This is a genomic window from Vibrio sp. V31_P5A7T61 (genome assembly GCF_009904895.1).
GTDB classification, from domain to species: domain Bacteria; phylum Pseudomonadota; class Gammaproteobacteria; order Enterobacterales; family Vibrionaceae; genus Vibrio; species Vibrio metschnikovii.
Window position 1 is genome coordinate 14,552 of the sequence record NZ_WXWI01000019.1, and the last position, 21,372, is coordinate 35,923.

20 protein-coding genes are annotated in these 21,372 nt (G+C 46.6%); 12 read left to right on the forward strand and 8 right to left on the reverse strand.

The window, feature by feature from the left end; genetic code table 11:
* Nucleotides 1–202: 202 nt before the first annotated feature.
* A complete protein-coding gene (gene yihA / locus CAG58_RS03000; protein ID WP_004393907.1) occupies nt 203–859 on the reverse strand; it encodes a ribosome biogenesis GTP-binding protein YihA/YsxC in 657 nt (218 codons plus the stop codon).
* A 414-nt stretch (nt 860–1,273) separates the two neighbouring features.
* Here yihA and CAG58_RS03005 point away from each other — a divergent pair, with 414 nt between their 5' ends.
* The 4 genes from CAG58_RS03005 (at nt 1,274) to hemN (ending at nt 4,609) form a co-directional block, all read left to right on the forward strand.
* Nucleotides 1,274–1,912: a class I SAM-dependent methyltransferase gene (locus CAG58_RS03005; protein ID WP_161426398.1), complete on the forward strand. Its 639-nt coding sequence runs from the start codon at nt 1,274–1,276 to the stop codon at nt 1,910–1,912.
* Complete coding sequence (gene yihI, locus CAG58_RS03010; protein ID WP_154169782.1) at nt 1,912–2,484, forward strand: Der GTPase-activating protein YihI; 573 nt, start codon at nt 1,912–1,914, stop codon at nt 2,482–2,484. The genes CAG58_RS03005 and yihI overlap by 1 nt, the downstream gene beginning before the upstream one ends.
* Before the next feature lie 9 nt (nt 2,485–2,493).
* On the forward strand, nt 2,494–2,982 hold the full coding sequence (locus tag CAG58_RS03015; RefSeq protein ID WP_161426397.1) for a DUF2489 domain-containing protein: 489 nt from the start codon (nt 2,494–2,496) through the stop codon (nt 2,980–2,982).
* A gap of 238 nt (nt 2,983–3,220) precedes the next feature.
* Complete coding sequence (gene hemN / locus CAG58_RS03020) at nt 3,221–4,609, forward strand: oxygen-independent coproporphyrinogen III oxidase (RefSeq protein ID WP_161426396.1); 1,389 nt, start codon at nt 3,221–3,223, stop codon at nt 4,607–4,609.
* 102 nt (nt 4,610–4,711) lie between these two features.
* On the opposite strand, the gene CAG58_RS03025 is transcribed toward hemN, so the two are convergent.
* From CAG58_RS03025 to CAG58_RS03045, 5 genes are all read right to left on the reverse strand, one after another.
* Complete coding sequence (locus tag CAG58_RS03025; RefSeq protein ID WP_161439694.1) at nt 4,712–5,893, reverse strand: heme biosynthesis protein HemY; 1,182 nt, start codon at nt 5,891–5,893, stop codon at nt 4,712–4,714.
* Complete coding sequence (locus tag CAG58_RS03030; protein ID WP_161426395.1) at nt 5,890–7,098, reverse strand: uroporphyrinogen-III C-methyltransferase; 1,209 nt, start codon at nt 7,096–7,098, stop codon at nt 5,890–5,892. The genes CAG58_RS03025 and CAG58_RS03030 overlap by 4 nt, the downstream gene beginning before the upstream one ends.
* 20 nt (nt 7,099–7,118) lie before the next feature.
* Nucleotides 7,119–7,841, reverse strand: coding sequence for a uroporphyrinogen-III synthase (locus CAG58_RS03035; RefSeq protein ID WP_161426394.1), 723 nt, complete (start codon nt 7,839–7,841; stop codon nt 7,119–7,121).
* A gap of 3 nt (nt 7,842–7,844) precedes the next feature.
* On the reverse strand, nt 7,845–8,783 hold the full coding sequence (hemC, locus tag CAG58_RS03040; protein ID WP_004393916.1) for a hydroxymethylbilane synthase: 939 nt from the start codon (nt 8,781–8,783) through the stop codon (nt 7,845–7,847).
* Between the two features lie 81 nt (nt 8,784–8,864).
* On the reverse strand, nt 8,865–9,047 hold the full coding sequence (locus CAG58_RS03045; protein ID WP_004393917.1) for a hypothetical protein: 183 nt from the start codon (nt 9,045–9,047) through the stop codon (nt 8,865–8,867).
* Nucleotides 9,048–9,196: 149 nt separating this feature from the next.
* Here CAG58_RS03045 and CAG58_RS03050 point away from each other — a divergent pair, with 149 nt between their 5' ends.
* From CAG58_RS03050 to CAG58_RS03085, 8 genes are all read left to right on the forward strand, one after another.
* Nucleotides 9,197–11,725: a class I adenylate cyclase gene (locus CAG58_RS03050; RefSeq protein ID WP_004393918.1), complete on the forward strand. Its 2,529-nt coding sequence runs from the start codon at nt 9,197–9,199 to the stop codon at nt 11,723–11,725.
* A gap of 340 nt (nt 11,726–12,065) precedes the next feature.
* A complete protein-coding gene (gene lptM, locus CAG58_RS17130) occupies nt 12,066–12,182 on the forward strand; it encodes an LPS translocon maturation chaperone LptM (protein WP_411847833.1) in 117 nt (38 codons plus the stop codon).
* Nucleotides 12,183–12,212: 30 nt separating this feature from the next.
* Nucleotides 12,213–13,466, forward strand: a complete 1,254-nt coding sequence (gene lysA, locus CAG58_RS03060; protein ID WP_161426393.1) for a diaminopimelate decarboxylase — start codon at nt 12,213–12,215, stop codon at nt 13,464–13,466.
* Between the two features lie 11 nt (nt 13,467–13,477).
* Entirely contained in the window at nt 13,478–14,308 is an 831-nt protein-coding gene (dapF, locus tag CAG58_RS03065; protein WP_161426392.1) for a diaminopimelate epimerase, read from the forward strand.
* A gap of 14 nt (nt 14,309–14,322) precedes the next feature.
* Nucleotides 14,323–15,006 carry a DUF484 family protein gene (locus CAG58_RS03070; protein WP_004393921.1) on the forward strand — a complete coding sequence of 228 codons (684 nt, stop codon included), beginning with the start codon at nt 14,323–14,325 and terminating at the stop codon, nt 15,004–15,006.
* The gene (gene xerC, locus CAG58_RS03075; RefSeq protein ID WP_004393922.1) at nt 14,999–15,928 is read left to right on the forward strand and encodes a tyrosine recombinase XerC; all 930 of its coding nucleotides are present in this window, start codon (nt 14,999–15,001) and stop codon (nt 15,926–15,928) included. The genes CAG58_RS03070 and xerC overlap by 8 nt, the downstream gene beginning before the upstream one ends.
* A 3-nt stretch (nt 15,929–15,931) precedes the next feature.
* Nucleotides 15,932–16,651 carry a 5-amino-6-(5-phospho-D-ribitylamino)uracil phosphatase YigB gene (gene yigB / locus CAG58_RS03080; RefSeq protein ID WP_158144562.1) on the forward strand — a complete coding sequence of 240 codons (720 nt, stop codon included), beginning with the start codon at nt 15,932–15,934 and terminating at the stop codon, nt 16,649–16,651.
* Between the two features lie 85 nt (nt 16,652–16,736).
* Nucleotides 16,737–19,235, forward strand: a complete 2,499-nt coding sequence (locus CAG58_RS03085) for a bifunctional diguanylate cyclase/phosphodiesterase (protein WP_161426391.1) — start codon at nt 16,737–16,739, stop codon at nt 19,233–19,235.
* Here CAG58_RS03085 and CAG58_RS03090 read toward each other — a convergent pair.
* Entirely contained in the window at nt 19,212–19,817 is a 606-nt protein-coding gene (locus CAG58_RS03090) for a tRNA-uridine aminocarboxypropyltransferase (RefSeq protein ID WP_187026870.1), read from the reverse strand. The two genes, CAG58_RS03085 and CAG58_RS03090, sit on opposite strands and share 24 nt — an antisense overlap.
* Nucleotides 19,811–21,355 (reverse strand): COG3650 family protein, encoded by a 1,545-nt coding sequence (locus tag CAG58_RS03095; protein ID WP_161426389.1) that lies wholly within the window; start codon nt 21,353–21,355, stop codon nt 19,811–19,813. Before CAG58_RS03095 ends, CAG58_RS03090 begins: the two co-directional genes overlap by 7 nt.
* Nucleotides 21,356–21,372: the final 17 nt, after the last annotated feature.

A 21,372-nucleotide genomic window follows, 5' to 3' on the forward strand; every position in this document is an offset into this window, starting at 1 on the left:
TAATTTATTGATTAATAAATTAAAAATGGCGATATGTTTTGTGGTGTTGAAGCAAGATTGTCGGTGGTAGCGTCTTGTAATTTTTGCGGGATTGAGGAATGCTAGCGCTATAACAATAATGACTTCCTATTTCTCTCCCGTTGCCCCACCAGGATGGTGGGGATTTTTATTGCTTGGAGATAAATCAACAAACGAATGATGACTAAGCGACAGGTGGCTCGTCGGTTGATAACGGTTGCTCGGTACGACGCAATACTTCTGGCATAAACCAACTATCGAGTTTACTGCGTAAGGTATCAACCCCTAAACCGTTTAGCGACGAGTACACATCGACACTGACATCACCACCGAACGATAATGACTCTTCTCTGATCTTGTTGAGCTGGGCTTTACGGGCACCACTTTTCAATTTGTCCGCTTTCGTCAGTAGCACTTGCACCGGAATGGCACATTCAACCGCCCACAAGACCAATTGCTGGTCGAGATCTTTCATTGGATGGCGGATATCCATTAACACCACCAAGCCTTTTAGGCTAGAGCGCTGTTGCAGATACTCACCCAGTGATTTTTGCCACTTCTTTTTCATTTCTAGTGGTACTTGTGCAAAGCCATAACCCGGTAAATCAACGATATGGCAACCATCGGTGACTTTAAATAGATTAATTAACTGAGTTCTTCCAGGAGTTTTACTGGTTTTCGCCAAGCTTTTTTGGTTGGTTAAGCGATTGAGAGCGCTTGATTTGCCAGCATTTGAACGTCCGGCAAACGCAATTTCGATACCGTCATCGGCGGGAAGATGGCGAATGTCTGGCGCACTGGTAATGAAATGCGTGTTTTGATAGTGAATTTTTACGCTCAATGTTAACTCCATCTCGACTTTGCGTAGTCGATTGATTGCTTTTATAAAAACTTAGTCGAAGAATCGTACTCGGTACAAGACCGATGATTGTACCATGAGTGCTCGGGTAAGCTGGACAATTATCAACGAGCGGATGGGAAGAAAGTCATCCGCTCGTCTTAAATTACGTTTTAGTTTTTTATATTAATGACTTACCTCGCCAAGGGTGTTGTCTTCTTCGCTGGGCGATGAAGAGCCGTTGTTGATTTTTAGGTTAAGCATGGCGCATCGCTTATTCGCGGCGGTCGGGCCTTTTTGTCGTGTGATAAATGGATTGATGATCTTTTTACAATAATTGCTCTGTTTTTGAACAAAGAGGCTCCACACTATCGACAGTTTCTGGTATGTTGCGCATCCCCCAATCAGGAGGCGACAATGCATACTTGTCCTTTGTGCCACAGCGTTCAAACCCACGCTTATTTTGCCGATAATCATCGTGCTTATAGAGAGTGTTCGGTTTGTCGATTGGTCTTTGTGCCTCCGGTTGATCGATTGAGCGCTGAACGTGAGAAAAGTTTCTACGATTTGCACGACAATAATCCCAACGATCTGGGCTATCGCCGTTTTTTATCGCGTCTCTCTCAGCCAATGCTTGAGAGACTTGCTCCTCAATCGAAGGGATTGGATTTTGGCTGTGGCCCAGGCCCGACGTTGTCGGTCATGCTTGAAGAAGCTGGACACGACGTCGCATTGTATGACTTCTTTTATTATCGACAGCAAGAAGTCCTACAAAGGGACTATGATTTTATGACTGCCAGTGAAGTGATTGAGCATTTACATGATCCTCACCGTATTTGGCAGCAATGGCTGAATTTAGTTAAGCCAGGAGGCTGGATTGGTATCATGACCAAACTAGTGAAAAACGTGGATGCGTTTGCTGGATGGCACTATAAAAATGATCTTACTCATGTGAGTTTTTTTAGTCGTGATACCTTTCAGTTTCTGGCCGAGCGGGATAAGCTCGAACTTGAATTTATCGGAAATGATGTAATTTTACTGAGGAAACCCCAGTAATGTCTCGTACAAAGAAAGCAAAAACCGGCTTTAACGGTGAACTGATTGTTGCTCGTAAACGTAATCGTAGTGAGGCTGATGTAGAAAGCCGTGAGCGCAAAAAATTGAAAAAACGCAAAGGACTGAAAAGTGGTAGTCGCCATTCCGATGGCGGTGAGCAAAGTCAACGTACTGCTGAGCAAGCTCGCGATCCGCGCTTGGGAAGCAAGAAAAAAATTCCATTGATCGTAGAAACGGGTAAAAAAGCCAGTAAGCAGCAGCGCCGTTTAGATGCTGAACAAGAGTTAGCGATGCTGGAAAATGATCCTCAGTTGAACGTTCTGCTCGATAGAATTGATAGTGGTGAAAATCTGGGTGCGGGTTTACAAAAATACGTCGACGAAAAACTCGATCGCATCGAAGTCTTGATGAAGCAACTTGGGTTGTTCGATGATGCTGCTGATGAAGACGATGAGCCTGAAGATGATTTTTCTATCCCACAAGCGACTCAATCTAAGGTACGTAAAGTTCAATCCGATGATGAGTTGTTGGCGCAATTTGAAAATCTAGATGTGGATGGATACAAACAGTAGGGCAATGGTATGAATACGCTTTTGTTGATGATGGTTGGTGGACTGATCATTCTTGGTTTGGCAAGCTATGCCGTTTACTTGTTATTGCAAGTTAAAAAACAAACTCAGTTACAGCAGCAACATCAAACACTGGCAATAGAAAAACGTAACGCCAATATTTTTGATAGTGTGAATACACTCTGTTTGGCCGGTATTCAAGGTCAGTGTGATTTATCGGAAATCGCCATTCGAGTTTACTGCATTATGGATTATGTGCAGGGTGAACAACGGGTAGATTTTGAGCGTGACTATCCAGCCACCGCAGAGCTGTACCACATTGTTAAAGATATGCCTCGTGGCGACGCTCGACAAGCGATGCCAAAGCAAGAAAGAATGCGCCATAACCTGACGCGTCAGAAAGCAGAAGTGCGTCTTAATGATGCGATTGTTGTTGAGCTAAAAGCCTTACAACAGCGTATTCAGCCGTTGAATCAACAAATTCCTATTCAATTCGTTTAATCTATTCATCCGGTTTTCAGTGAATGCTTTCGATGGTGTACGCTTGTCGCGTTATATCTCGAAAGCCGTTGCGGTGCCAACACGCAGACGATCTCTATTGCCCTTGTTTAACGGGTAATAAGAAGTGATCCGGCTAGCAATTTAGACTATTTTATCGGTAAATCTTCTTTTGCTGCCCGACGCTATGTCTCTGGTGTGGCAAAATAATCAGTCCACGTTCAATAACGGAAGAGTCACTATGTTGTCGCCAGTCGTACCCAGTCAGCAGATTGTTTGGGATCAAACCATTTTAGACAAGTACAACTACTCGGGGCCGCGTTACACTTCCTATCCAACCGCGGTGGAATTTCACGAAGCGTTCACGATTGCCGAATTTGATATGGCTTGTGCGCGTTATCCACAGCGACCGGTATCCCTGTATATCCATATTCCTTTTTGTCACAAGCTTTGCTACTACTGTGGCTGCAACAAAATCATCACTCGCCATTCACATAAAGCGGATGAGTATTTAGATGTGCTGGAACACGAAATTCGTCAACGCGCACCATTGCTGCTTTCGCGTCCAGTGACTCAATTGCATTTTGGTGGTGGTACACCGACGTTTTTAACCAACGCTCAAATGAGTCGTTTAATGACGTTATTACGGGCTGAGTTTAACTTTCAGCCCGATGCGGAGATCAGCATTGAAGTTGATCCACGTGAGATTGAACTCTCGGTACTCGATCATTTGCGGAGTGAAGGTTTTAATCGCATCAGTATCGGAGTGCAGGATTTTGATAAACAAGTTCAGCAGTACGTTAATCGTGAACAAGATGAACAGTTTATTGTTGATTTAGTAGCGCGCGCCAAGCAGCTTGGATTTCGCTCCACTAACCTTGATTTAATTTATGGTTTACCCAAGCAGACGGTCGCCAGTTTCCACGCCACTTTACAACAAGTGATTGAGATGCGTCCGGGGCGTTTGTCAGTGTTTAATTATGCGCATATGCCTGAGTTATTTGCCGCACAGCGTAAAATCAAATCTGACTTTCTGCCCTCGATAGAGGAAAAAATGGCCATCTTGCAAGATACCATTAGCACCTTAACGGGAGCGGGGTATCAGTTTATTGGCATGGACCATTTTGCGTTACCCGATGACGAGTTAGCCGTGGCGCAGCGTAACGGTGTTTTACATCGTAACTTCCAAGGTTACACCACGCAGGGCGATTGTGATTTACTGGGATTTGGTGTTTCTGCCATTTCAATGGTTGGCGATGTGTATGCCCAAAATCAAAAAGATCTGAAACGCTATTATCAGCAAGTGGATGAGATGCGTCACGCGCTATGGAAAGGGGTGTCATTAGACAGTGATGATCTGCTACGCCGTGAAGTCATTAAACAACTTATTTGTAATTTCCAATTGGATAAACAGGCAATAGAACAGGATTTTAAGCTGCGTTTTAATGACTATTTCCAGCAAGAGCTCGCGTTATTACAAACCTTCATTGATGATCAATTGGTTGAAGTGGACTCGCGTTTTATCCGCGTCACCTTACGTGGCAGATTGCTGATCCGCAATATTTGCATGTGTTTTGACAAGTATTTACGTCAGCGCGCCCGTCAGCAGCAGTTTTCTCGGGTTATCTAATCTCACGTATCATACCTGATATCGTGATCGCTCACGACGATTGGGAAGAGCATCAGAAGAGTATAAAAAGCGGTCCATCGTACAGAGGGACCGCTTTTTCTATTAAGCGGTGGTCAGTAAGGATAAGGCTTTACGACTGACATCGTGCGCCGCTTGTGGGCGATCTTGCTGCTCTAATGCTTGAGCTAAACAGGCGTAATCTTCAATATTCACTCGAAGTGATAAAGCCTGTTCAAGGTGCTGTTGCGCTTGTGCCCACTGTCTCTGGTGGAGCAGAATTTGGCCTAGCGCGCTGTGGGCTTCGGCATTATTTTTATCGCGACGTAGCTTGTCTTGCAGTAAGGCGATAAGTGGCTGTTTATCTTTTAGCGTTAACTTAGGCAGAAAGCGATATAACTCACTCGTAGGCTGCTTATTTAGCCACTCTTTGAGTAATTTAAACGCCGCTGGGTCGGCTTGACGCTGTAATAACTGTTCAATCACTTCAACCATTAAACGGGTTTCGTTTTTAAGGGTTTTGGGTAGCGATTGCCAATAAGCCAGTAATCCTTCGCTACCTCCTTGAGTTGCCACAACGCTAAGCATTGCTTGTTGAGCTTGTAAGGTCAGCGCATCGGCCTGTGATGGGGTGAGTAATTGAGCTTTAGTCAATTTTGGAATTAAGGCCAGGAGAGGTTGCCATTGCTCTAAGGCGAGATAAGCTTGTTTTAAGCGCTTTAAAACCAAAATATTATCAGGGTAAGCCTGTGCTAACGGAGTCAGAATATCAACCGCTGCCTGCCATGCTTGGTCGCTCAATAACTGTTTGGCGCGAGTCAATTCAACCGCTAGGGTGGCATTCGGTTGTTTAGCGGCTAACGTCAAATAGTCGTCTCGTTTACGCTGATCGCCTTGTTCATGAGCCGCTTCTGCCGCGGCCAAATAACAGAGTAGCGGCATATCATGATGATTCGCCCAGCGAGTGACTTTTTTCTCGGCCTGTTTCCAATCCCCTTCAAGTAGTTTAATCATACCTTCATCGGTGTAACGGCGGGAGCGACGTTGTTTACGAATCGTAAACCAGTTCCATGTGCTGCTGCTGGCACGAAGGATTTTTTTTATCAGATATTCAAGAAAAAATAGTCCCGCCAGTAAAGCGACCATCAAAATGATCAGCGTGGTGACGCTCATTTCGATACTGGTATTAGCGATGGAGATCAAAACATAGCCTTGTTGGCCAGCGTATTGGCTACCCACAAATAAGCCTAGGCCGAGGACAACCAGTAAAAACAGTAAACGAATCATTGCTGTCCCTCCGTCATTATTGGTGCCACAGAGCGACGTAACCGTTCACGAATCACATCAGCGAGTGACTGTTGAGCGGTGAGCTGAGGCGTATCAAGCTGAATGTGTTGTTCAGCCAGTTGCTCAAGGCTATGAGTAAAGGCTTTGACCTGCTGATCGTATCGATTGAAATAATCGTTTGACCATTCTAGGGCCATATTGAGGGAGAGCGTATAAATCTCTTGTTGCTCGCTGTAGATCGCTTGGATGGCGGTATCTAATTTGGCTTTAAGGTTCTCACGAAGATAAAGATCTTGCTGTGGTGATAACAGCGGTATCGCTTGTCCATCTCTTACGCGAAAGGTAATAAAGTTATCGGCAAAGGCTTGCAAAGAGGTGCGTAGATTGGTTTTCCAATCAGCAATATCCTCTGAAACGGTCGGTTGGCTAGGCTGAGTTTCCTCTGGCAATAGTGCATTGGCGAGCGGTAGTTGGTCGATACGCTGCTGCAGACTCATCAGACGCAGTACTAAGCCATCTCTATCGATGAGCGGCATTGCTTGTAACTGAGCGATATCATGACGTAGTGCGCGACGCAGTGAAGTTAAACTTGGATCATTGAGCTCCGCAACACGTAAATCAGCTTCTTGGACTAATTGAGTCGCAGTCTCGATATCACGCTCTAAATACAGTTTGCGTCCCGCGAGTTTGACTAAGTAATCCGCTTCTGCCAATAGCCAGTCATTGGGGCGTCGACCTTGAATTTCAGCAAGTGCGAGATGCAAGCTATCGACGCTCTGTTTTTGCTGATTAAGCAACAGTTCAGCTTGAGTCGCTATATCACGAGTAGCGCTAATCGCTTGTTCTTTCGCTTCGCCAAGCTGAGTATTGATGGTGCTGCGAGCTTGATTGAGTTCTGCTCGTAGCGCGCCTATTTGCGCTTGATGGTCGGCACGCTGCTGCTGCATATGTAAAGTGAGGCCGCCACTAAACAACACCGTTAACACAATCGCAATGCTGGCGAGTTTACTGCCACCGCTTACTGGACTACTGACGGAGGTGGTTGTTGGCGGATTGACGGTTTTCGGCGAATTGGCATGGCTTGTTGAGTCTGCCTTACGCTCGGTTTGTTTGGTTTTTGCTTGGTCACTCTTATCGACCGGATCGCCGGATTGAGGTGAAGTTTGCTGCGGTTTTTGTGGAGAGGGTTGGTTATTATCTGTCATGGCTAAATCCTGGGTTAAGGCTAAACAGCCGCCACTAAATCGCGGTTTGCCGCACTTCCTGTTATCACTGTATGCTGAAACCCCAATTCTCGTGCTTGTTCAGCGATACGTTGACTGGGGATCAATAAGCGTAATGCCCTCGTCCAAGCTTGAGCTTTGCGAGGCAGTTGTGAACAAAAAAACGCCAGCTGCTCACCGCTGGTAATGATTAAGGTATCGACGTTGGCTGCTTGCCAACGTGCTAACGCCGTTTCACCGTCAAAAGGCAAGGGGCGTCGCTGATACATTTCACGGTAGTCAACGTTGGCTCCTCGTTGGTGCAGTGTTTGGTAAATTAACTCTCGCCCGCCATTACCACGCCAGATGACCACTCGTTTTCCGGCTACCGATTGTAGCGCTGGCAACGCCAAAAGATGTTCACTATCACTGATATCGGGGTAGTGTACGAGTTGTTGGCTGGCTTTGCTTAAAACCTGTGCGGTTTTTTGACCAATGGCAACATAAATCGCACTGGTTGGCCACGAGAGTCGCTCCGCTTGGAGCGTGTGTTCAACCCAACTAACCGCATGTTGGCTGGCGACAACAATCACCTCATAGCTGTAGAGTTCTGAGCGGAGTAAGGCTAAGTCCATTCCGGCGTCGATACGGATTAATGGATGATGCAGTGCGTGATGTCCATGTTGCTGGAGCAATTGGCACAGAGCTTCGCCTTGTGGCTCTGGGCGAGTGACCAAGATCGCCATGGTTTACTCGTGATCAGCGTAGAGTTTATTGAGGATATCACGCGCACCTTGGTCAAGCAGTTGCTGGGCCAATTCAACGCCTAGGCGTTCGGCTTGTTGGCGTGGGCCTCGAATCTCACCACGGATGATCCGTGAGCCATCTGGCTCGCCAACCAAAGCACGTAACCAGATCTGCTCACCGTCTAATTCGGTGTAACTACCGATAGGCACTTGGCAGCCACCTTGTAAGGTCAGGTTCATTGCTCGTTCGCAGATCACGCGATCATAAGTATCGGCATGATTTAAGGGTTCGAGTAAGGTGAGGAGACGTTGGTCATCTAAGCGACACTCAATACCGACAGCGCCTTGACCGACCGCTGGGAGCGATTGTTCTGGAGATATAAAGCTGGCGATGCGCTGTTCCAGTTTCAAGCGTTTTAATCCTGCCGCGGCAAGGACAATGGCATCAAACTCCCCAGCATCCAATTTTGCTAGGCGCGTTCCTACATTGCCGCGTAATTCTTTAATGATAATATCAGGGCGCGCTGCTTTAATTTGGCATTGGCGGCGGAGACTGCAAGTACCGACAATGGCACCATGAGGCAGCGCTTCAAGGGAGTGGTAGGTATTAGAGACAAAAGCATCACGGGGATCTTCACGTTCGCAAATCGTGACTAATCCTAATCCGTCAGGAAAATCCACCGGCACATCTTTCATCGAATGGACGGCTAAATCGGCGCGTCCTTCCAGCATCGCGACTTCCAATTCTTTAACGAATAGCCCTTTCCCACCGACTTTGGCGAGAGGCGTATCCAATAGCACATCACCACGAGTAACCATAGTCACCAGCTCTACCGCTAAGTGTGGATGAGCAGCTTGTAAGGCATCTTTTACAAAATGCGCTTGCCATAAAGCGAGCGGGCTTTGCCGAGTGGCAATACGAATTGGAGGCGTGGAAGTCATGATAATCCCGATAAACAGTCAACAATACTGACATCCTAACATTGTGCGCAGGAAAGTTTTAATACTAGATGGCGATGAAGCTCATTTGTGACTAAATTGATGATTTTTAGTGAAAATAGTGTGATGAGCTTCTCGTTGGTATCCTCCTAAACCGCTCTTCGCTTGACGAAGTAAGCCAGCAAGTTGAGTGGTGTTTGTGGCGATATCGAGTAAAATAGACAGTAAATGAGCAGTACTGCCGCGTTTGTGTTTTAGAGTCGTCATTTGCTCAATCAATTACGACTTTAGTATGATAGAGAGTGCAGATGACTTTACCCAGCGGATTTAAAGTGTTAAATTGATCACGTTTTGTTTAGTCTGTCGTACAAAACATATCCAAAGCGGGCGTTAATGTTTCAACCAAGGAACCAACCTTGCAGGCTTACACAAAAACCTTAATTCAGCGATTAGATAATCTTAACCGGCAACGCACTGAGCGTGCGCTGGCGCTTATGGATTTACAAGGTCAGCGTGTTTTTCATCTGATCCCCGCTTTGCTGCACTACAACCATCCTTTGATCCCCGGCTATTTTGAACAGCAAGTTCCACACGGTATTGAGTGTTTTAGCCTAGATCCGATTCAGCAACAATTAATCGATGATACGCAATTGGCTTTAGGAGAAACGCTGCCGGTTCCTAGTCAGCTGAGTATTTTAGGTTTATACACGATGGGAAGCACGTCATCGATTGGCCAAAGTACCTCAAGTGATTTAGACATTTGGGTATGTGTGGCGGCCAGTATGAGCTGCGAACAGCGTGAACGCTTAAGCAACAAATGTTTGCTGATCACCGATTGGGCAAAAAGCCAAGGTGTCGAAGCCAATTTCTTTATTATGGATGAACAACGTTTTCGTCATAATCAATCGGATCAAATGACCGGTGAGAACTGCGGTTCTTCTCAACACCTTTTGTTGTTGGATGAGTTCTATCGTTCTGCGGTTCGCTTGGCCGGTAAGCGCTTATTGTGGCAAATCGTACCGCCTGAAATGGAAGAGTGCTACGATGAATACGTCAATGTGTTGTGTGCTAATCACTACATTGATTGCAGTGAATGGATTGATTTTGGACGCCTAAATCGAATTCCTGCCGAAGAGTATTTTGGTGCCAATTTATGGCAATTGTATAAAAGTATTGACTCGCCTTATAAATCGGTCTTAAAAGCGACCTTATTAGAAGCTTACTCTTGGGAATATCCCCATACTCAATTACTCAGCATTGATACCAAACGACGCTTTTTTGCCCATGAGCCCGATCTCTATGGGATGGACGCGTACTATTTGATGCTGAAAAAAGTCACTCGCTACTTAGAGCGAATTGGTGACTATTCACGACTCGATTTAGTTCGCCGCTGTTTTTATCTTAAAACCCATGAGAAATTATCGCGAGATCCAAGCGCGGGGTCAGTTGCGTGGCGGCGTGAAGCCTTAACTGAAATGGTTCAAGATTGGCAGTGGGATGCAGCAACAATTGAGCAGCTAGATAACCGCCGTCATTGGAAAGTAGAGCAAGTAAAAACTGTTCATCATGCTTTATTGGATGCGTTAATGCTCAGTTATCGTAACTTGATTCAATTTGCGCGTCGGCATGACATCACTTCGGCGATCAGCCCTCAAGACATTTCTATTCTCGCGCGTAAATTGTATGCCGCGTTTGAAGTGCTGCCCGGTAAAGTGACGCTGCTTAATCCACAAATCTCCCCAGATTTACATGAACCGGATCTGACTTTTATTGAAGTTCGTCCGGGGCGAAGCAACCCTCCAGGGTGGTATTTGTATAAGCAGCCGCCACGGGCAGAGCGCATGATCGGTCAGCGCTGTTTAGATCATCACGAATATTTAAGTAAACTTGTCGCGTGGGCCTTCTTTAATGGCTTAATCACCGAATCGACGCATTTACATTCTATTGTGCGTGATGCGCATCTCGACCTCGATAAGTTTTATCAAATGGTCAGTGATCTAAGAAATACCTTCTCGTTACATAAACGTCGCCCGACGATGGCCGCGCTCGCTAGCCCTTGCGAAATCAGCCAACTGGCGATGTTCATTAATTTTGAAAATGATCCAACTACCCAACTCACGGGCAAATCGCTTAAGGTTGACGTTAAGCGTTTGGATATTTTTAGTTTTTCTGAGCAGCAGCAATGCTTAGTCGGCAGTGTTGATCTGGTGTATCGCAATTCTTGGCAAGAAGTGCGTACCCTGCACTTTAAAGGCGAAACTGCGATATTGGATGCGCTGAAAACGGTATTAGGTAAGATGCACCAAGATGCGATTCCTCCTGAGTCGGTGGATGTCTTTTGCTACAGCAAACATTTGCGTGGCGTGATGCGTAATTTGATTTATCAATTGCTTGCAGAGTGTATTGATTTGCGTTTGAAGCCTGTTGAGCAAGAGAAGCGGCGTCGGTTTAAAGCGATGCGGATTGGCAAACAGATGTATGGCCTGTTTTTTGAGCGACGAGGGGTCTCGGTACAACGCTTAGAAAATTCCGTCGATTTTTATCGCAGCATTTCGAGTAATAAACTTAAAGGCTCCCCATTACTGATGTTGGATCGCGAGCAAGATTATCAACTGCCGGATGTGGTTGATGGCTTTGCCAGTGAAGGTTTAGTGCAGTTCTTTTTTGAGGATACTGAGCAGGGCTTTAACATTTACGTGCTCGATGAAGCGAATCGGATTGAGGTGTATCATCAGTGTAGCGGTGAAAAAGATGAGATGATCACCAGTGTTAACAGCTTCTATACGTCAGTAAAAGATGATAATCAGATTGCTGCTAAATTAATTAACTTTAATCTGCCCCAGTATTACCAAATTATTCATCCTGAGGAAGGAGAGAGCTATGTGGTGCCTTATCGTAATGACTCCTCCGTTTATTCTCGTCCTTCAAAAGTGATCAATGCCTAAGGTCAACAGACCCTAGTCGCGTGATGCCTGATTTAGGCTGTTTCCTCTCTGCCATTTTACATCGTTTGAGTTTATCGCAGCCTGTGATTGATTCTCGACGGCTATCGAACCACCTCATTTTGGTGAGGTATGATGTTTTGATATGCCACCAGCCAGCCGACAGCTTGGCTGCGTTGCGCGAAATATTCGATGATGATTCCCCCCTTATTTGTCTGATGTATTCGAATTAACTGCCAACCCGTGGATAAAATTCAGCGTCGTTCATCCTGTCTATGCTATTGCTTTTCCTGATTGTGGTGCGATTATAGAGAGCATTGAGTCAATAATTACGATATGCACAATGAAAAAAACCATAACAGCCCTATTTTTGTTATCTGCTCTTGCGTTAGCAGGGTGTGGACAAACGGGTCCGCTATATCCGCCTGATCGTGCTCAACCGAGTGAACAGAATCAGTAAATTCAAGACATTAGATTAAGGGACATTATTTTGGATTACTTTAATTATCAGGAAGATGGTCAGCTTTGGGCAGAAAACGTCTCTCTCGCGCAGTTAGCTGAGCAATTCGGCACCCCGTTATACGTTTATTCAAGAGCCACGCTTGAGCGCCATTGGCATGCCTTTGATCAATCCGTTGGCGCACACCCACATTTAGTCTGCTATGCGGTGAAAGCCAATTCCAATTTAGGCGTGTTAAATACGTTAGCTCGTTTGGGATCAGGGTTTGACATTGTCTCTGGTGGCGAATTAGAGCGTGTACTGGCTGCGGGAGGTAACCCAAGTAAAGTGGTTTTTTCTGGAGTAGGAAAAACGGCGGCTGAGATGAAACGTGCACTGACATTGCAGATTAAGTGCTTTAATGTTGAGTCGGAACCTGAGCTACTGTTATTAAATCAAGTGGCGGGTGAGCTTGGCGTGACAGCGCCGGTCTCGTTGCGGATCAATCCAGATGTCGATGCGCATACTCATCCCTATATTTCGACAGGCCTGCGCGATAATAAATTTGGCATTGCCTTTGAACGTGCGCCAGAAGTGTATCGTCTGGCCCACAGTCTGGAGCACATCAATGTGCGCGGTATTGATTGCCATATCGGATCTCAGTTGACGGCGCTCGAGCCATTCATTGATGCTACCGATCGTCTACTGGCGTTGATTGACCAATTACACGCCGAAGGGATCGCCATCGCGCATTTGGATGTCGGTGGTGGTCTGGGTGTTGTCTATCGTGATGAGCGTCCACCTCAGCCGGGAGATTACGCGAAAGCCCTGTTGGCTCGCTTGCACAATCATCCACATTTAGAGCTGATTTTTGAACCTGGTCGTGCCATTGCTGCCAATGCTGGGGTGTTATTAACGCGAGTTGAGTTCTTAAAACACACTGAGCATAAAAACTTTGCGATTATTGATGCGGCAATGAACGATTTGATGCGTCCAGCGTTGTATCAAGCTTGGCAGGATATTGTGCCGGTCGCGCCGCGTGCCGGTGAAGCCGTGACTTATGACTTGGTTGGCCCGGTGTGTGAAACGGGCGACTTCTTAGGTAAAGATCGCGCGTTGGTGCTAGAGCAAGGCGATTTGTTGGCAGTTCGTTCTGCGGGCGCGTATGGTTTTGTGATGTCATCCAACTACAATACTCGGACCCGAGCGGCAGAAGTGATGGTGGATGACAATAAGATTCATCTTGTTCGTCAACGTGAAGCGCTAGCGAGTCTTTGGGCGTTAGAAACTATTTTGCCGGAGTAAAGTGATCATTTATGCATTTCCATTTTTCTAAAATGCACGGTTTGGGCAATGATTTTATGGTCGTTGATTGTATTACCCAAAACGTGTTCTTTTCTCCGGAGCTGATTCGTCGTTTAGCCAATCGCCATACTGGGGTCGGTTTTGATCAGCTCTTGGTGGTTGAAGCGCCGTATGATCCAGAAACCGATTTTCACTATCGGATTTTTAATGCTGATGGCAGTGAAGTGGAGCAGTGTGGCAATGGCGCACGCTGCTTTGCGCGCTTTGTGCGCATGAAAGGCTTAACTAATAAGTACAGCCTGAGTGTCAGCACCAAAAAAGGCAAAATCATTCTGAGCATTGAAGAGGACGATCAGGTGTGCGTGAACATGGGCATTCCTGAATTCGAACCGAGTAAAATTCCGTTTCGCGCTAAGCAAGCGGAAAAAACGTACATTATGCGCGTCGATGAACAGACGCTATTTTGTGGCGCCGTCAGTATGGGTAATCCTCATGTGGTGACCGTGGTAGAGGATATCGCTAGCGCTGAAGTTGAACGAATCGGTCCTTTATTGGAGTCGCATGAACGTTTCCCTGAGCGTGTTAATGCTGGCTTTATGCAGGTTGTCAATCGTCAGCAAATTAATCTGCGGGTTTACGAACGTGGTGCTGGTGAAACTCAGGCGTGCGGTAGTGGTGCTTGTGCCGCCGTTGCGGTCGGCATCTTACAAGATTTGTTGGATGATACCGTTACGGTTAATTTGCCCGGTGGTCGTTTGGAGATCAGTTGGAAAGGCCCAGGACAGCCTTTGTATATGACAGGACCGGCAACTCACGTGTTTGATGGTCAACTCTCTTGCTAAAGTAAGGATGTGTTTTGTTGCAACCACAGGTAGAGGCTCTGACCGCAGAGGTCGTGGCCGAATATTTAACCGATCATCCCGATTTTTTCCAGCACCGGTCTCAATTGGTGGAACGCTTGTCCCTGCCACATCCACAGGCAGGGGCCGTTTCTCTGGTTCATGTTCAAATGGCCCGTCAACGGCAGCGGATTGAAGAGTTGGAAGAAGAGATCACCGCTTTAATGTCTCTTGCCGCCAATAATGATCGCACTTTCCATGAATTTATGGATTTACAAGAACAGTTATTAAAGTGTTCGAGTTTACCTGCCGTATGTCGAGCGATTGAAGCGACCGCGCAGCGACTTGGGCTAATGGCTTATCTGCGCTTAGTTGATACAACGCTGGCGGAATACCGCATCAACCAAGAGTCGTTGCAGCGTTTCTCAACCAATCATTTTAATGGCAAACAAGCCTATTTAGGTCGATTACGGCAAGCCGATCGCGGGTTATTATTTGGCGATCAGTGCGCGGCACCCGAAATGGGCTCTTATGTCGTATTGCCTCTTGGTCAGAATGCCGCACAAGGTATTCTGGCCTTTTCCAGCCCCGATGGTGGCCATTTTCAACCTTGTATGGATACGCTTTTTTTACGTCATTTGGCGCTGTTGCTGAGCCACTTGATCACCGTGTTACCTTGGCAATGTGATCGCCATGAGTGAAGAAACGTCGGTATTACCGAGCGGGTTAGCTCAGCCGCTATTGCGCTTTTATGAGTATTTGCGCAGTGAGAAAGGTTTGAGTTTACATACTCAGCGTAATTATCAGCAGCAGCTACAGGCTATGGCTGGTCATCTTCATCATCTCGGTGTGAGTGAATGGCAACACGTCGATGCGGCTTGGGTTCGTCAGCTAGCCAGTAAAGGGATGCGCGATGGGATGAAAGCCAGCAGCTTAGCGACGCGTTTATCTTCTTTACGTAGCTTCTTTGATTTTTTAATTTTACGGGGTGAGTTGAGCGCCAATCCTGCCAAAGGAGTTTCTGCGCCACGAAAACAGCGGCCACTGCCGAAAAACCTGGATGTTGATGAGATGGCCCAGTTGCTTGAGGTGACCGACAATGACCCCTTGTCGATTCGTGATCGAGCGATGATGGAGTTAATGTATGGCGCTGGTTTGCGTTTGGCAGAGCTGGTGGCGATTAATCTTAAAGATCTCAGCTTTAGCCGCGGCGAGATTCGAGTGATTGGTAAAGGCGATAAAGAACGGAAAGTACCGTTTTCAGGGCAAGCCAAAGAGTGGGTGGGTAAATGGTTGAAGGTGCGTGATTCGCTATTGAAAGGCGAGGAAGTGGCGTTATTTATTTCTAAGCTCGGTGGTCGAATCTCGCATCGCAGCGTACAAAAACGCATGGCAGAGTGGGGGCACAAGCAGTCGGTGGCCAGTCATATCAGTCCTCATAAACTGCGTCATTCGTTTGCCACTCATGTGTTGGAATCGAGTAATAATTTGCGTGCCGTACAAGAATTACTAGGCCATGAGAACATTTCAACTACGCAAATTTATACTCACCTTGATTTTCAACATCTTGCTGAGGTGTATGACCAAGCTCATCCACGAGCCAAAAAGAAAACCAAGGAGTAGTTGATGCTGTTTTACCGTCAGTTAGGACCGATTCGAGCGATGAGCTTTGATTTGGATGACACCTTGTACGATAACCATCCAGTGATTGAGCGTTTAGAACAGCAGGTGACGCAATGGTTGCATCAGCAGCATCCATTGACCGCTAGCCAACCTAACGCATGGTGGGTAAGCCTCAAGCGGCAGATTGCAGTGCAAGATCCTTGGTTGCGCCACGATGTTACCCAGTGGCGTTTTGAGCAGGTAAGACAAGGATTGTTGCAGTTAGGCTACTCTGCATCTTTGGCGCAACAAGTCGCAGAAGAAACGATCCATGAAGTCTTACGCTTACGTAATTTGGTTGATGTACCACCAATGACACATCAGGTATTGAGTTCTCTAGCGGAAAAGCTGCCGTTGATTGCGATCACCAATGGTAATGTTGATGTTGAGCAAATTGGGTTAAGTGAATACTTTCAGAGCGTACTGAAGGCTGGTCCCGATGGGCGAGCTAAACCTTATGCGGATCTTTTTGAGAAAGCGAGTCACAGGTTAGCGCTTCCGGCCAGAATGATTTTGCATGTTGGCGATCACTTGGTCACCGACGTGCAAGGGGCGAAGCAAAATGGTTTCCAATCGTGTTGGTATAACGATCAAGGTCTCACTTTGCGTGAAAACTCACGTACAACGGTTTTGCCTGATGTTGAAATTCATCGACTAGAGCAACTTAATCAATTGATTTCTTGAATAAACATTGTGATCTATATGGTTAATCATTAACGTAGTTGCACAAATGATACAAGTTGTATTCGCAGTCTGAGTTAGTGAGAGTATGTTCACAACATCGTTATTTTTTCCGGCACAATCTGAGGTTCCTGAATTACCGATTCATCACGCCTTGGCCAAGGCGGGTCAATTACTGATCCAATTAATGTCCAGTGAATCGATAGAGAAAGTTCAAGCATGGGTTGATAGATTATTGACCCTATATCCTGAGGCCAAGGTGATTGGTTTGAGCGCTGAACCGATGATTCATGATGGTCAGTTGTACCACGACGGTACGTTATTGATCTTCAGTCACTTTGCTAATACTCAACTTACCTGCTCCGCGCAAGCGCTTTCCCACTCTGGAAGAAAAGACACCCAAGCGTTAGTTGATGGCTTGATGTTACAGCCCGACTCTCAGCTAATGGTGTGTTTTGTCAGTCAAACTCACATTGATGATAAGGCGCGTTTTCATGCCTTGAATACCTTTGCTCCGGGGATTATCGTCGCAGGGGGGTTAGCCACCGAAACGAAACAAGGGCAATGGGTTTTGCTCGGGCGACAGTTATATCATCAAGCGATGGTGAGTGTCGCCTTGCATAGTGAGAGCTTACACGTTCAAACTGGGGCTTATACGGAGTGGAATCCGGTTGGGCGAACCTTTCGGGTCACGGCTGCCAATGGCTGCATGGTACAACGTATCGATGATATACCGATTCGTCAATTGTATGACCGTTACTTGGGCAATGGTCAATCGGTACCGCTGGAGAGATTGAGCCATTTCCCGCTAATGAAAGGTGAGGCCACTTTACAAGACGTATACATGCCGCTTGCCGAACAAGATGTGAGCTTACTTTTTAATGCGCCATTAGCGGTAGGGGATGAGGTGCGGTTTTGTTTTGATCATCCATCGATAACCTTGGAACAAATCTCGATCGGTGCTGAGCGACTACGTGAATTCCAAGCCGAGCAAATCGTGATTTACAGTTGTACTTCACGTTTGGACTTTATTGCTGGTAACCAAGAACTGCTGCCTTTACAAAACCAAGCGGCCACTCATGGTGGCTATTTAGCGGGTGAGTGGTGGCATGACGGACAATCACAACGCATGCTTCATCACAGTATGACCTATCTCGCTCTGCGTGAAGGCACGCCAGCTCAGACTACGTTAAGCCCTGCCTATGTCACCAAACACGATGAAATTGCCCCGTTATTCAGTCTGATTCGTAATGCGTTAGATGATCTGGACGAGATGAATCGTGATTTGACCCAGAAGATTCAAGATCAAGCTTCCTTGCTTACCGCGAGCTATCGAGTCGATCGACGTACTGGTTTACCTAATCGAGTGGTGCTGCGTGAACGGCTATTACAGATGGTGAATGGTGAACATTTACTCGCGCTAAAATTGACCAACTTCCATCAGATTAATGAAAAATACGGTTATCAAGTTGGTGATCAGTTATTGGTTGATTTAACCGGCCATTTCCAAGATTACCTGACTCAACATCTGCTAGGCCTAAGTTCACTGTATGCGATTGGTGTTGGCGAGTGGGCGACGGTGTTTAGCGCTGATCGCGATGAAGAAGAGATTCATCGTCTGTTTTCGCAATTTGTTGAGCAGCTTGAGCATGTCAATTTTGAACCTTATGGTTTACCGGAAGTGGATTATGTTTCTGTTTCGTTGTGCGCGGGATTAGTCAGCCGTAAAGAATTTCCGGCTGAAGATGCGGACGATTTATTGCTACGCGCGATTGAAGCACGTCGACATGCCTTTCAGCGTAATCGGCATTTTTGCAGTGCGACGCGATTACGTGCTCAAGATGAATTACGTCAAAAACGATTAGGCTGGTTATCCTGTGTGAGCCGGGCGGTTTTGGATAATAATGTGTTGGTGTACGGCCAGCCGATCGTACATGCTCATTCTCATCAACTGGCTTCTTATGAGTGTTTGGTGCGCATTGAAGACGACGGGGAGATTATTCTACCGGGACGATTTTTGCCGATCATCGAAGGCAGTCATCTTTACACGCGCTTAAGTCGGCAAATGATAAAAAGCACCTTTGATATCATGCGTGATCGTCATGAAGCATTTTCTATTAATCTCTCTCCGCAAGATTTAATGAGTGAACGCACGCTACTGCGTCTTGAGGAAGCCGTGAAATCGCTGGCTGATCCATCGCGAGTAGGTTTAGAAGTGCTCGAAAATGAACAGATTAAAGATTATGGTCAGATGATTGAAGTATGTGAGCACTTTAAGCGTTTAGGCGTGCGAATTATTGTTGACGATTTTGGCAGTGGTTACTCGAATATTGACGAGATTATTAAATTAGAGCCGCAAGTCATTAAGCTAGATGGCAGCTTAATTTGTAATATCGATCAAGATATTAAGCAGCGTAAAATTGCTCAGCAATTGATCAAACTTTGCCAAGTTTTGAATGCCAAAACGGTGGCTGAATTTGTCCATAACCAAACCGTCTGTCAGATAAGCGAAGACATGGGCGTTGATTACCTGCAAGGTTTTTACTTAGGTCAGCCTGTGCGCTTACGTCAGCGAGTGCTCGCGTAATCGATGGCCACTTTTGTCGGCCTGTAGGGTTTTCATAAATGTGTCGAGAAAATCGGTCAATGCCTGCGCTTGCTGAGGTTGGTGGATGTGCTTGAGCAATTCACTGGCTACCTCTAAGGTGCATAAATGTCCCGTTTGCTGGTTACGCCTTAGCTGGTAGTGAGAGGTTTGCATGGTCGTTAAATGGGCATGTGGTAGGTTTAACCATGCGCTTTTGCGCAGCATTTTTTTCGCTTCCTGCCAAGTGCCATCTAAGACAATAAAGTGAGGGATTTGCCCGTTATCTTGTGCATGTTGCAGATGCTGCTCGACAGGTTCACTGTGCTCACTGGGATAAATTAACAGCGAGTAATAGCCTGGATCATTGAGGCGTTCGAGCAAGGCAGGGGGCGGCGTGCGTCGCTGCCAGAGATAGTCTGCGCAATCGGGCAAGGCTTTAACCAGCCAGCGACCCGTATTGGTCTCACGTTGATATTCATTTTCATGCATCAGTAACGAGAGGGCTAATGGGCCGGTGAGCGATGGAACCGCAGAGCAAAGACATTGCCATTCGAGACCACATTCTAAGCAAGCCATTATAATTTCACTCCACTTTTGGGTGCTAATCCATCGGCAAACAGCGTGACACCGCTGATCTGTGTTGTTTGTGCCGGTTGAGCGCCGCGAGTGGTGACCGGATAGCTGATGCCATTATAGGCTAATTGATAATGCTGGGTTTGCTGATCACGTCTGAGAGGTAAAATCAGATCTTGCCAGCCATGATGAGCGAGCTTACCGAGTTGAAAAGGCGTGGCGACCTGATTGATACGGCTGTTAAAACGCCACTCACCGGCTTTTTGCTCGAAAATCAGTAAGGTGCATTGATCTTGCTGACACCAGTCCAGTTGAACGAGCAACTCTGGTGTTTGGTTGCCATTTAAGTCGTACTTCAACCAGCGATAATGGACATGACTTGGGTCGGTCTTGTGCAGAGCAAAATAGCGTTTGATCGCTTGGTCGACTTGCTCATCATAATCACCGCGAGAGGGGATAGACTGCGGACGGTCATTTAAGGTTGGTCGATGAAAGGTCGCTTGCTCGTCAGTGACGCTTTTGGCTTGAAAGAGCGTCAGGCCCCCTTCACTAATCGGATAGACTTGGTGGCCAATTTTTTCTTTATCAGCATGCAACTGGAAGCCATCACGGGTGTAAATCCGTTCTGATAATAAGTATTGCTGTTGATGGTGGGTCATGACTACTTGCACTTGCTTAGGATTGAGCTGTTGCCAATAACCTTTTTCAACCAGTTCCCGTTCGCCACTCAAATAACGATAACGTGTGATGGCACTGTGATCAGCGTTCAGCTCTAGCGTGACGCCAAATCCGCGTTGATCACTGGCACTTGCAAAGTAGGTACCCGCCCAAGTTTGCGTGGTATCGACGTTGCTCAATGTTGCACAGCCTTGATAAGTGGTTGCGGATAAAGTTAAGGTTGATCGCCAACTGTAAAGCGTGTCACTCATGTTATCGGAGCAAACGGCACGCACTAAACTGAGCTGGCCTTCTGGAAACTGATAATGACGTTGCTGAGTCGACAGTTGGCTATTCTCAATCATAAAATGCTGTTTATCGCCGCCTAAAGGCTGAAATTCTAGCCCTTGAGGCGTGAATTGAATGGACCAAAACGGTTCCGTACCAAAAGCGCGGGTCGGACGTGAGGGATGCTGGCAGCGCTGAGGATTTTCTGCGCTCAGTTGGTTGATCTGCTGGACGACAAAGCGTGCGGTATAATCACCATTAAATCCCGTTTGACTCGGTGGCGTCAGATAACCGATGACCTCACCATAGAGAGCTTGATAAGGTTGATGAGCCACTGCTCTCGCTTGTTGTTTGAGTTCCGGTGATAAGTCTAACCAATACTGGTTATTGCTATCACAAGGGGTTAATGAGCTGACATCTGGGCCGAGAACGACTTCGCCACGCAGGATAAAGGTTTGCATTTTTACACTGGCAGGGTTATCGAGAGTCGCAGGGATCGGCTCTGAGCTTGGCGCCACCGCTGATTGCTCAGGTGGTGGTGATGAACACGCTTGGATAGCAAGCAGCGCAAAAAGGGCGGCTAGTGTGGTTAGCTGCTTCATGTTCTCTCTTCCTCGTG